The organism is Marinobacter metalliresistant (assembly GCF_038098645.1).
Classification (GTDB): Bacteria; Pseudomonadota; Gammaproteobacteria; order Pseudomonadales; family Oleiphilaceae; genus Marinobacter; species Marinobacter metalliresistant.
In genome coordinates, this window is the sequence record NZ_CP101118.1 from 1627300 (window position 1) to 1639049 (window position 11750).

Below are 11750 nucleotides of genomic sequence, written 5' to 3' on the forward strand. Positions count from 1 at the left end.
ATTCCGGGAATCCTTGTTAAGCCGGTTTTTTCTGGGTAACCACCAAGGCCACGCCGACAATCGCAATCAGGCCGCCCGTCATGGCAAGCCCACCCAGTCGCTCATCAAACAGCAGATAGGCTTCCAGCGCGGTTACCGGCGGCACCAGGTAAAACAGACTGGCAACCTGAGAGGCGGCGCCCTGGCGGATCAGCCACATCAGTAGCAGGATGGCGCCGATCGACACCCCGAACACCAGCCAGGCCATGGATAACTGGAGTTGCAGGCTCCACTCCACCTCGCGGGTTTCCAGGGTGAATGCGCCGATCGCAAAGAACGTGGCTGCGGCGGCGTACTGAATCAGGGTGCCCGCCACCAGATCGGCGCCGGTGCCATGACGCTTCTGGTAAACCGTGCCCATGGAGATACCCGCAAGTGCAAAAAGCGCCCAGAGCAGGCTCCAGGGTGAAAATCCTGAACCGGCGCCGTTAGCACCAAATTTTTCAAGCAGAACGAGGGCAACACCCACCAGGCCCAGGGCCAGCCCAACCCACTGCCGGGCACTGACGGATTCTTTGAGAATGGCAACGGCCGCAGCCGCGGTCACCAGGGGCTGCAGACCCACGATCAATGACACGATCCCTGAGGCCATGCCCCCCTGGATGGCGTAATACACGCCGCCGAGATAGCAGCCATGCACCAGCACGCCGGTAACCGCCAGATGGCCGGCACCGCGCCAGCCCGGCCAGCGGGTTTTCATGATCCAGGCCAGCCCCGCAAGCAGCACCAGCGTCATCAGCATGCGGATCAGCAGCAGGGTAAAGGGCTCGGCAAACGGCAAACCATACTTGGCGCCGATAAAACCGGTACTCCACAGCCAGACAAAGAGTGCGGGGACAAAAAACGAGTAGAACAGTGAGCGCATGTATCGCAACCGGATTCGATGTATCTGTCAGTCAGCTTAGTTTATAAGTTAGCAGGCAAACAAAACAGATACAGAAAACCCGTTTCACGACCAGTACAGATTGTCACGGGCGAACCTCAGGGAGCTTCACTTCGATGTCGGGCTCGCCACGATGCCAGTTTCCTCGCCAGGTCACGTCCGGCGTACCGCCAGGCCGGGGCTCAATGGCTATCGAAACGGTTCCGAAGCTGGTCGGTGCCGGTCCGAACCGGATGGGTTTGCCCTGTTCGAGCCAGCGGGGCGGGACGCCCGCACAGAAAACCAGCCGGTCGCCCTCCTCCCGCACGAAGCAGTTGCGCACCATCAGCAGCCACTCTGCCGATGCCCAGACATGGTGCCCGTCCCCCATACAACCGCCTCCGGTTCCGGGATGAATGGCCTCTGGCCACTGTCCGGTAGGCGATGCCAGCCCGGCGACGGCGTCCACCAGTTCCAGATAACGGAGGTCCCCTGCCCGCAATAGCACCTGGGCAACATGGAGTGTCAGGTAGGCATTGAGGCCCGAGTGAATCATGTCCTGGTAGAAGGCCCCTTTCACGAAGCACTTCTCAAGCAGGAATTCGACACAGTCCAGCAACCTCGGGTCATCCGGCCTGCACAGCTGGGTGGGATACCCTATCGCCAGCGAACCGATGGCGCCTGCATCCAGCCGGCGGTAAGGTGACGCCGGCATGCCCGGGCGTTTCAGGCGCTCAGCACAGGTTGCCAGGCTGCGATCAACGGTCTGGGCAAATTCCCGGGCACCGGCGCCGAAGTGCTCGCTGGCTTCCCGGTCGACAGGTCTGAGCAGCTCCTCAGCGGCTTTCAGGCCGGCTATCCCCCAGAAGTCGTCCCAGTAGTAATAGTCATTGGGCCCCAGGTGCTCGGCGCTGAAGCCGGCCGGCAACAGACCTGCATGGGGCTTGTCCAGGGTATCGCTCAGACGCTTTTTCTGGATCCAGCGGGCGCCCTTGCGCACCGGTTCTTGCCATCGACGGTGCAGGGCCCGGCCGGTCAGTTCGTGGAAACGCCTCAGAATCCAGAGCACCTCGCCGTTCGCGTCCCACTCCCCTTCCTGGGAACGGAAATAGCCGTTTTTCAGTTGCCGGTGGGGAAACTGATGCAGCGCGCGCTCGGCGCGGTCCGTCAGCCCGACGCAGAGCAAGGCGTGAATAATGAACGCGGCATCGCGGAACCAGAAGCGCTTGTAGGTGTAGGGGCCGGGATAGACATCCTCCGGTGAGTGCAGCACCAGGGAGTGGATAGCGGCATCGTAGAGGAACTGCCAGGATTCATCGGGGCATTCCAGTTGGGCATACCCTTCCAGGGCACCGAGCCAGCTGTCCGGCCGAATCGCCGGAGCCGACTCGTCCGACAGCGGAACCCTTACGGTAAGCTCCGAGACCTCTCCGGCCCGCATCGGAAACAGCGCCGCTGCCGTGACCATGCCAACATCGCATTTGCCCTGGCTCTGGTCTTGATTGTCCTGGAGGTGAATCCGCACATCGCCCTGCCGATAGTCCGAGACGTGATGACGCTCGGCCGGCCGGCTGAAAAACACGGTCTGCTTTCTGTCAACGGTCCAGGCATCGCGCTGCCCCGACAGACTTACCCGATTGATAAAACTGATGCCCTCCGGGTTTGCCGGTCGCAGTGAGAGCACCAGTGAGCCAGAGGTTCCTGACCTCGCCCTCAGCAACAGCTCACAAACCGGCTTGCCATTTTCCACCACGACCCGGGAGCGACTGGTCAGGCTCAACCCGCCCAATTCTGAATCGGTCACTACCACGGGACCATCCTCAAACGCCTGACGCTGCCGGGCAGTCTTGCAGCGGGAGGGCAGCAAGCAGCGGCCGTCATCGGCCAGCACCCAGGCATCCAGAGACCATCCGTCATAAAAAGGTGTCAGCAGGCCCCGGGGATCAACCACCGGCAACTCGGCCACATCCGGCTGTCCGATGGCCGTCCAGTTACGGTTACTCAGGTTGATATGGGTAATGGAAAACGCCCGGGGAATAAACGCCACGTCCCCGGGGTCAAACTGCCGCTCAATCCAGTATGGCCAGACCCAGTCCAGGTTATGCTGAATCACCCGGCTGTTGATCAGTCCCCGGGCATGGAACACCACACCGGCTCTCAGCAATTCAATCGGCTCCCCCACCTCCGAAGGCTGGGCAAAACTGTGCAGTTTTGCCAACAGCGCTATGGGATCCAGAAAACCATGGCGATGGGCCATCCGTTTCACCAGATACCGCCAGGGCAACCACTTCATCCAGCTCATTGCTTCGTCTCCCGGTCCGTTGGCTCGGTCTCGACTTTGTACCGGGCCAGTGCCCGCCGGGCGAGGCGATTGAGAAACACCACCGCCAATACCGTACCTGCGAAACCGGCACCGTAAATAGCCCACTCAAGAGGCGTTCGGCCGGACTCCCTCATTCCCAGAGTCGACAGATCCGCCGCCAGTGAGCCCAGATACACGTTGTGAAGCGAGAACGGAATAACACCAAAAAATGTGCCCGCAACGAAGCCACCAAACGAGAAATTGGTGAGACCGAACAGAAAGTTGGAAAGTTTTCCCGGAAAGAAGGGGATCAGACGCGTCAGCAACACGATTTTCCAGCCATGGGGCGCCATCTCGTTGCTCACCATGGAAAGCCGTGCGCGATTGCGGATATACACATGGGCGTGCTCACCGAGAAAGTGCCTCGCAATCAGGAAAGCGGCCGCCGCCCCCAGTGTGGTGCCGATCACCACATAGGTGGTGCCCTCAAGCACACCGAAGACGAAACCGGCGCCGGTTGTCAGCAGTATGCCCGGGAACAGGAACACCATGGCGAGCACCATGATGCCGATGAACAAAACCGCCGCCCAGAGCCCCTGGGCATCAAACCAGCGCAGCAGGTCCACGACCTGCTTGTGAACGCCCAGCGCGTAGAGCAGACCAACAACCAATCCGACTCCGGCGATGCTGGCCGCCATCCACAGAAACGGCGATTTCTTCCAGTCACTCATGCTCTAACCCTAACGCGAGAGCGCACCGGGTCTCAAAGGGACGAGCCGGCGCCCGTCTGTTCAGGGAGTACTGAGTATCGACTGAAGTTTCTGGGTCAGCTCCACCGCTTCCGCCCCGAGTGGCGTCAGGTAGCCGCCATCCCTCTGGCTGATCAGTCCCTTGGAATACAGGTTCTCCGCGGCCCTCACCATTTCCGGAGCCGCCGAGTGGGCATGCACCTTCAGCCCTTCCTGGTTCGAGGTGGACGGGAACCGACCCAGAAGATTGAGTTCCGCGAGATGATCAACAGAGAATGGCATGGCATTTCCTCGTATTATGGTCAGGGATTTACACTCAGCATAGCCGATTCACACCATGAAGCTTTCACGAATTCTCAGCAACCGTAATGGAATCAGTCGCAGTCAGGCCAATTTCCTGATCGCCTCCGGCCGGGTAACTGTGAACGGCGCCCCATGCAGGGAACCTGCATCTGAGGTCGACCGGTTTGCCCAGGTACAGGTGGATGGAGAGATAATTCAGGCCGGCGAGCCCGCCCGCTATCTCATGCTCCACAAACCCGCTGGCTACCTCAGCGCCACGCTCGATGATACGCACAAAACTGTTCTGGATCTGATTGCCCCGGCGTTGCGCCCCGACCTGCACATTGCCGGAAGACTGGACCGGGCCAGCACCGGCCTGCTGATCCTCACCAACGACGGCCAATGGTCACGGCTGCTCACGGAGCCCCGGGTCAAGATCCCGAAGGTGTATCGGGTAACCACCGCCGGCCCTATATCGAAGCAGACAGAAACGTTGTTTGCCCAGGGCATCTGGTTTGAATTCGAACAACTGACGACCTCGCCGGCCCAGCTGGACGTACTCGACACCCGGGAAGCGCGGGTTACGATCTATGAAGGGCGCTATCATCAGGTAAAGCGAATGTTCCATGCCGCGGGCAACCGCGTAACTGCCCTGCATCGGGAAAGCATGGGGGACATCCGGCTGGACGAAGCGCTGCCACCGGGTGATTACCGGCCCCTGACTATCCAGGAGGTCTGCTCCGTCCGCAATTGATCTGGCCTGGCCCCAGCTTGTGCCTGGGGCTCAATGGAGGCGACGGCGATCCGGTCAGATGCTGTCAGCCCGCTTGTCCGGTTCCTCTTCAAGCTCCTCCTCGGTATCACTCCACTGCTCCGAAAGAGCTTCATAGGCCTCGGAAAACCCCTTACGGGCACGTTCCCATGCAGATGCTGAACTGGCTTTGAGCTCCTGATACCAGTTCTGCACACGCGCCCGTTGTTCCCGCAGTGATTCCAGGCTCTTCTGGGAGCGCTCCCGGGCGAGGTCGCTCATGTCGTCCCAGTTTTCCGAGAGCTGTTGCTCAAGTTCCTCGATGCGCCGATCCAGAGCAGACAGTGTTTTATTGATGGAATCTTCTGCCTGCTCTTTCTGATCGGAACCATACTCTTTCAGGGCCTTACCCAGCTCCCGGGTTTCCTTCTTTAACGCCTCCACAGACGAATCCGAAGCGGACTCGGCCAGAACGGCCGCTGGGACCATCCCCACAAACACCAGGGTAAGCACATAAGCTAATGGCTTCATCATCATTAATCACTCCTGAATGTTTCCCTGAACTTTAGCAGCCTTGTCTGGTTACATGCACCTTAACTAACCCTAATGCTGACTCACGGCTGACCTGAAAAAAGCCTCTGCACGACGGCGTCGCAGACCTCATCCTGATTCAGCCCTGCGCCTTTCACAATCAGGTCCGCGTAGCGGGAGTACAAGGCAAACCGCTCTTCAAACAACGCCTCCAGGGACTGATCCGGCCGCCGGGAAATGCCCCGCATGCTGTGATCACCGATTCGGTCCATGACCAGATCCAGCGGTATATCCAGAAAGACCACTGTCCCGTTCGCCTTGAGGTGCGCCATGGCACGGGCGCTGTAGACTGCACTGCCGCCGGTGCTGATCACTTTGTGCTGAACATCCAGCTTGAGCAACACCTGCTCCTCGATGTGGCGCAGGGCTTCATAGCCATCCTGGTCTATAATTTCCTGCAGGGTGCGCCCGGCGTCTTCCTGGATGAGCAGATCGGTATCGATGAACCCCAGTCCCAGTCGCTTGGCCAGCAACACCCCAACGGTGCTCTTGCCGCTACCGGGCATGCCGATAAGAACAAGGTTTCGGGTGTTGGTCTGGTTATCCATGATTTTTCCCGGTAAATGAGAACTGGCTGGCGATACCCGGAACGTAACATTTTTCCGACAAAGTGCGCGCTTTATTCAACCTCGCAAGGCCGTATAATCCCGGGAAAGCCGGCTTGCAAGAACGCCTTGAGCCGACCGTTGACCGCATCTTTCACGAGTGAATCATGATAACCGGCAGATCACGACTGATCCCATCACTGGCCGCTTTGCTGTTTGGCCTTTCCGCACCCATCCTGGCGGATGGCATCAAGCGCATTGCCCACCCGGATGGCACGGTCGAATTCACCAACGTGAAAAGCACCAGCCAACCCCGGGCCTCCACCGGTAACGATACGGTTTACCGGTACACGGATGAAAACGGCGTGGTGGCCTACAGCGGCATCCAGCCAGCCGGCGCGGAGTTCGATGTCATCAGGTTTCATTGCTATGCGTGTGATCCGGAGTCCACGGTAGACTGGCGCAAGACACCGCTTTTCACCAAACCTTTCCGATCAGAGATCCAGTCAGCCGCCCGGGAATTTGGTGTCGATCCGGCCCTGGTCCGAGCTGTCATTCACGCCGAATCAGCCTTCAACGAGAAAGCGCTTTCGCCGATTGGCGCCCAGGGGCTGATGCAGCTTATGCCTGGCACGGCTGAGGAGCTTGGCGTCCGCAACGCACTGGCCGCGGCGGAGAACATCCGGGGCGGCGTCCACTACCTGGCAAGGATGCTCAACCGTTTTAACGGCGATACCCGACTGGCCACCGCCGCCTACAATGCCGGTCCCGGCGCTGTGAGCCGTTACCGGGACGTTCCCCCATACGCCGAAACGAAGGCCTATGTCGAGAGGGTTGGCATCCTCCACGAGCGCTACGCTGCCCGATAGGCCCTTTGGAGGTCAGAAACCAATGAACTTCAAACGTCTGGAATCCTTTATCTGGGTGGCCACACTCGGGAGCTTTCGCAAGGCCGCCGAACGTCAGTACACAACCCAGCCTGCCATTTCCAACCGCATCGCCGCACTCGAGGAAGAGCTGGGCGTCAAGCTGTTCGAGCGGGAGTCAGGCCATACACAGTTGACCAGCAAGGGGCAGGAATTGCTGCCCTACGCCGAAAAAATTGTTTTCATGGCCCAGCAGCTGCGTAAACGGGCCGACCGGGTTGCCCTGCTGTCCGGCATTCTTCGGCTGGGCGTCTCGGAAACCATTGTCCATTCGTGGCTGCCCCGTTTCTTTCGGGAGTTGAACGAGACAGTACCCAACCTTGATGTTGAGATAACCGTGGATGTTACCGGGAATCTTCGCACCGGTTTGCTGGACCGGAGTCTGGATCTGGCCTTCCTGATGGGCCCGGTCTCCGAACCGAAGATCGAAAACCGCGAGCTCTGCAGCTTTCCACTGGTATGGGTGGCCAGCCCGGAGCTGAACCTGCCCGACAGTCGCCTGGATCTCAAGGAACTGGCGCAATGGCCCATCATCACCTACGCCAGAAATACCAGACCATTTGCCGAGATCAGCCAGAAGTTCAGTGAACTCGACGAACTGCCCGCCCGGTTCTATTCGTCCAGTTCCCTCGCCGCCTGCCGGCAATTAACCCTGGATGGCATCGGCATTTCCACGCTCCCCCTGAGCGTGATCGAGCACGAACTGGACAACGGCAGACTGGTTCAACTCCAGACATCATGGACGCCATCGGAACTTGCCTTTACCGCCTCTTACCCAGGCGTCCCCTTTAACCCGGTCGCGGAGCTGGCAGCCAACCTGGCTGTCAGGGTCTCCAGTGAGTATGCACAAGCGCCTCATCACGAAATGTTATCGTCAGGTCTAAAAAACGATAATTAGACATTTTCACGGCTCGGTATACCCTGAAAATTAGTTGCAGATAACAATTTCAATCAGGGGTTACCGACATGCACACAAGTGCGTATTCCGATTTCAAGGCCAGCCTGCTTGAGCAGGCCTCAGAACTGCGGGCACGCATTCGCTCGGGTACGCACACCGCCACCACAAGCGGAGTCGCGAACAGCCTGCTTCAGGGCAACGTGGTCATCCTGCCCTCCGAGTGGGCGGGAGAATTTCTTCTATACTGTCAGAATAACCCGGTTGCCTGCCCGCTGATCGGCGTTTCCCGGCCCGGCGACCCGAACCTGCCTGACCTGGGCCAGGACCTGGATATCCGCACCGATGTACCCGAGTACCAGGTCTTCAGGAATGGCGAGCGCAGTGAAAAAGTCAGTGACATTAAAAGCCTGTGGCAGGACGATTTCGTTACCTTTGTTCTTGGCTGTTCGTTTTCCTTCGAAGACGCCCTGAGCCGGGCAGGCCTCTCGGTGAGAAACGTCGAACAGGGCCTGAATGTTTCCATGTTCCGCTCAAACATTACCACCCGACCCTCAGGCCGATTCCACGGCAACATGGTGGTTTCAATGCGCCCTTTCGCCAGTGCCGATGCCATCCGGGCGATCCAGGTGACGACACGCCTTCCCAAGGCCCATGGAGCACCCGTACACATTGGCGATCCGGAACTGATTGGAATTCAGGACATCAACAAACCCGATTTCGGAGATCCGGTAACCATCCGGCCGGGCGAGCTTCCGCTGTTCTGGGCCTGCGGAGTTACCCCCCAGCTGGCTCTGGAACATGCCCGCCTGCCGATCGCAATAACCCACGTACCGGGAAAAATGCTGCTGACAGAGCGGCTGAATGAAGAGCTGGCGGTACTCTGAGCCACCAGACCCTTTGAAGGTGACAACAACAAAAGCACAGGAGATTCGTTATGTTTAAACAACTCGCTACAGCCACCCTGGTTACCGGGGCGCTGTTCACCTCATCCGTCCAGGCCGACCAGTGGCACATGCCGACGCCCTATGGCGACGCCAACCTGCCCACCCAGATCGCCTATGAGTTTGCCGAGGACATCAAAAACGGCACGGATGGCGACATCGACATCACAGTTCACTCTGGCGCGTCCCTGGTCAAGCACCCGGAAATCCCGAGAGCCGTCCGGACCGGTCAGGTGCAACTGGGAGAGATTTTCATCGGCATCATGGGTAACACTCATCCGGTCTTCAAGCACGATAACATTCCGTTCCTGGCAACAACCTTTGAAGACGCCGAAAAGCTTTGGGAAGCCGCAAAACCCGAGATTGAGAAACAGCTGGACAAGGAAGGCATGACGCTGCTGTACGCTGTCCCCTGGCCGGCCCAGAGCCTCTACACCCAGGCACCGGTAAACACGCTGGAAGATCTCAGGGGCCTGAAGATGCGCGCCTACAGCCCGTCGACTTCGCGCCTCGCGGACCTTATGAACACAACACCCACCACCGTACAGGTTCCCGAAATTCCGCAGGCGTTCAGCACCGGTATTATTGACGCGATGATCACCTCACCATCCACCGGCGCCAACGGCCAGGCGTGGGATTACCTCTCCCACTATACTGATATAAAGGCCTGGATTCCCAAGAACGTTGTTGTTGCCAATAAACGGGCGTTCCGCCGGCTGAGCGACGAGCAGCGGAAGGTTATCCTTGATGCTGCCGCCGCGGCCGAAGAGAAAGGCTGGAAAGGCGTTCGCAAAACCGCCGCCGAAGACACGGCAACCCTTGCAGAACATGGCATCATCGTCTCCGAACCGTCGGATGAACTGATGGCCGAGCTTCAGAAGATCGGGGACATCATGGTGAAGGAGTGGGAACAGGAAGCTCCGGAGGAAGTCGGCGCCATTCTGTCCCGCTATCGCTGAAGATTCATTCACAGGGAGCTTCCTGACGGCTCAGGGGCTCCCCTGAGAGGCATCGGTCATGAGCTCTCTTCGAGACAAGTTCTACCTGGCATCCGGCTACGCATCGGGCTTCTGTATCGCGCTGATCATGGTGGTGATCCTTGCCCAGATCGTTGGGCGCATATTCGGTTTCATCATTCCATCAGCAGAGAACGTGTCGGGTTACGCCCTCGCCGCCTCCACCTTTTTCGGCCTGGCCTACACCTTTCACGAAGGCGGACACATCAGGGTAACACTGGTCATTCAGAAGTGGAGCGGACGCCCGCGTTATATCCAGGAACTGTCAGTGCTGATTTTCGGCTTCGGACTCGCCAGTTACATGACGTTCTATAGCTGGCACATGGTCTGGGAATCCTACATCTTCGGGGAAGTCTCCCACGGCTATATCCCGATACCGCTCTGGATACCCCAGATTCCGGTCGGGCTGGGCATGCTGGCCCTGAACATCGCCATCCTCGACGACCTGATTGCCGTCATCCGGAAGCGCACACCGTCCTACCAGCAGCATGAAAACGAAATCAACCTGGAGGAAGTGTAATGGACGTTGCGTTTCTCTCCATTGTCCTGGCCGTCTCCATGATCCTGATGCTGGCGCTCGGGGTCTGGGTCGCACTGACCCTGGTCGCCATCGGCGTCCTGGGATTGCTTCTCTCCGGAAATGACCAGATTGGCCTGCTGTTTGCCACATCCAGCTGGGGCGCCAGCACTGGCTGGTCGCTGACCGCACTGCCGATGTTTATCTGGATGGGAGAGGTTCTGTTCCGGACGCGGCTGTCCGAGGACCTGTTCAAAGGTCTGGCGCCCTGGATGGGCGGCCTGCCGGGCAAGCTGCTGCATGTGAATATCCTAAGCTGCGGCATTTTCGCCGCCGTCTCAGGTTCTTCCGCAGCCACCGCGGCAACCATCGGCCGCATGACACTGCCGGAACTGAAAGCTCAGGGGTACAGCGACAAAATGGCGGTAGGCACCCTGGCTGGCTCGGGCACACTGGGGCTCCTGATCCCACCGTCCATCATTCTGATTGTCTATGGCGTTGCCGCGGAGGTGTCCATCGGCCGGCTGTTCGTCGCCGGCGCACTGCCCGGGCTCATGCTGGTCATCATGTTCATGGGCTACACCATGATCTGGGCAACCCTGAACAAAGATCAACTGCCCAAGAGCAAAAAGGAACACATTTCGTTTAGCGCCAAAATCAAGGCACTGAGAATGCTGCTTCCGATTCTCGGGCTGATCATTTTTGTGCTGGGTTCTATCTATACCGGTTTTGCGACACCGACCGAGGCGGCGGCCCTGGGTGTCTTCGGCGCCCTGATTCTTGCTGCGGCGACCGGCTCCCTGAGTGTCCGGAGCTTTCAGGACAGCCTGCTGGGCGCCGTAATAAGCTCCTGCATGATTGGCCTGATCCTGGTTGGCGCGCATTTCCTGACGCTGTCCATGGGTTTTCTCGGGATTCCCAGGGAACTGGCTGCCTGGATCGGCGGCATGTCCCTGTCCTCGTTTGAGCTTCTGGTAAGCCTTACGATCCTGTTTGTTCTCCTTGGTTGCTTCCTAGACGGTATCTCTGTCGTGGTTCTCACCGTGGCGGTTGTCATGCCAATGGTTCAGCAGGCGGGCATCGATCTGCTCTGGTTCGGTATCTTTATCGTACTGGTGGTTGAGATGGCCCAGATTACGCCCCCGGTGGGCTTCAACCTGTTCGTCATCCAGTCCCTGACAGGCAAGGACATTCTTTACGTTGCCCGGGCAGCGCTGCCTTTCTTCCTGCTGATCATGTCGGCGCTTTTCCTGATCGGCTGGTTCCCGGAGATTGCCACCTATCTGCCTCAGACCATGAGTCAGAGATAATGCACCAAACAACGTTTTCCG

At 58.8% G+C, this 11750-nt stretch carries 13 protein-coding genes; 7 read left to right on the forward strand and 6 right to left on the reverse strand.

What is annotated here, in order from left to right:
* Positions 1 to 16: 16 nt before the first annotated feature.
* The 4 genes from NLK58_RS07575 to NLK58_RS07590 form a co-directional block, all read right to left on the reverse strand.
* A complete protein-coding gene (locus tag NLK58_RS07575) occupies positions 17 to 904 on the reverse strand; it encodes a DMT family transporter (protein WP_117617947.1) in 888 nt (295 codons plus the stop codon).
* Positions 905 to 1007: 103 nt separating this feature from the next.
* Entirely contained in the window at positions 1008 to 3203 is a 2196-nt protein-coding gene (locus tag NLK58_RS07580) for a hypothetical protein (RefSeq protein WP_341582452.1), read from the reverse strand.
* Entirely contained in the window at positions 3200 to 3934 is a 735-nt protein-coding gene (locus tag NLK58_RS07585) for a TVP38/TMEM64 family protein (RefSeq protein WP_117617949.1), read from the reverse strand. The genes NLK58_RS07580 and NLK58_RS07585 overlap by 4 nt, the downstream gene beginning before the upstream one ends.
* 60 nt (positions 3935 to 3994) lie before the next feature.
* Complete coding sequence (locus NLK58_RS07590) at positions 3995 to 4234, reverse strand: TIGR02647 family protein (RefSeq protein ID WP_117617950.1); 240 nt, start codon at positions 4232 to 4234, stop codon at positions 3995 to 3997.
* Positions 4235 to 4289: 55 nt separating this feature from the next.
* Between NLK58_RS07590 and NLK58_RS07595 the strand changes: the two genes are divergently transcribed.
* Positions 4290 to 4988: a 16S rRNA pseudouridine(516) synthase gene (locus NLK58_RS07595; RefSeq protein WP_341582453.1), complete on the forward strand. Its 699-nt coding sequence runs from the start codon at positions 4290 to 4292 to the stop codon at positions 4986 to 4988.
* 54 nt (positions 4989 to 5042) lie between these two features.
* On the opposite strand, the gene NLK58_RS07600 is transcribed toward NLK58_RS07595, so the two are convergent.
* Positions 5043 to 5522, reverse strand: a complete 480-nt coding sequence (locus NLK58_RS07600) for a hypothetical protein (protein WP_341582454.1) — start codon at positions 5520 to 5522, stop codon at positions 5043 to 5045.
* A 77-nt stretch (positions 5523 to 5599) separates the two neighbouring features.
* A complete protein-coding gene (locus NLK58_RS07605; RefSeq protein ID WP_117617951.1) occupies positions 5600 to 6124 on the reverse strand; it encodes a shikimate kinase in 525 nt (174 codons plus the stop codon).
* 164 nt (positions 6125 to 6288) lie between these two features.
* Between NLK58_RS07605 and NLK58_RS07610 the strand changes: the two genes are divergently transcribed.
* The 6 genes from NLK58_RS07610 to NLK58_RS07635 all read left to right on the forward strand — a co-directional run bounded on the left by NLK58_RS07610 (position 6289) and on the right by NLK58_RS07635 (position 11729).
* Positions 6289 to 6990 carry a lytic transglycosylase domain-containing protein gene (locus tag NLK58_RS07610; RefSeq protein ID WP_117617952.1) on the forward strand — a complete coding sequence of 234 codons (702 nt, stop codon included), beginning with the start codon at positions 6289 to 6291 and terminating at the stop codon, positions 6988 to 6990.
* A 22-nt stretch (positions 6991 to 7012) separates the two neighbouring features.
* Positions 7013 to 7945 (forward strand): LysR family transcriptional regulator, encoded by a 933-nt coding sequence (locus NLK58_RS07615; protein WP_117617953.1) that lies wholly within the window; start codon positions 7013 to 7015, stop codon positions 7943 to 7945.
* Between the two features lie 68 nt (positions 7946 to 8013).
* Positions 8014 to 8829: a putative hydro-lyase gene (locus tag NLK58_RS07620; RefSeq protein ID WP_117617954.1), complete on the forward strand. Its 816-nt coding sequence runs from the start codon at positions 8014 to 8016 to the stop codon at positions 8827 to 8829.
* Between the two features lie 50 nt (positions 8830 to 8879).
* Positions 8880 to 9845, forward strand: a complete 966-nt coding sequence (locus NLK58_RS07625; protein WP_117617955.1) for a TRAP transporter substrate-binding protein — start codon at positions 8880 to 8882, stop codon at positions 9843 to 9845.
* A gap of 58 nt (positions 9846 to 9903) precedes the next feature.
* The gene (locus NLK58_RS07630) at positions 9904 to 10422 is read left to right on the forward strand and encodes a TRAP transporter small permease (RefSeq protein ID WP_117617956.1); all 519 of its coding nucleotides are present in this window, start codon (positions 9904 to 9906) and stop codon (positions 10420 to 10422) included.
* Entirely contained in the window at positions 10422 to 11729 is a 1308-nt protein-coding gene (locus NLK58_RS07635) for a TRAP transporter large permease (protein ID WP_117617957.1), read from the forward strand. The genes NLK58_RS07630 and NLK58_RS07635 overlap by 1 nt, the downstream gene beginning before the upstream one ends.
* Positions 11730 to 11750: the final 21 nt, after the last annotated feature.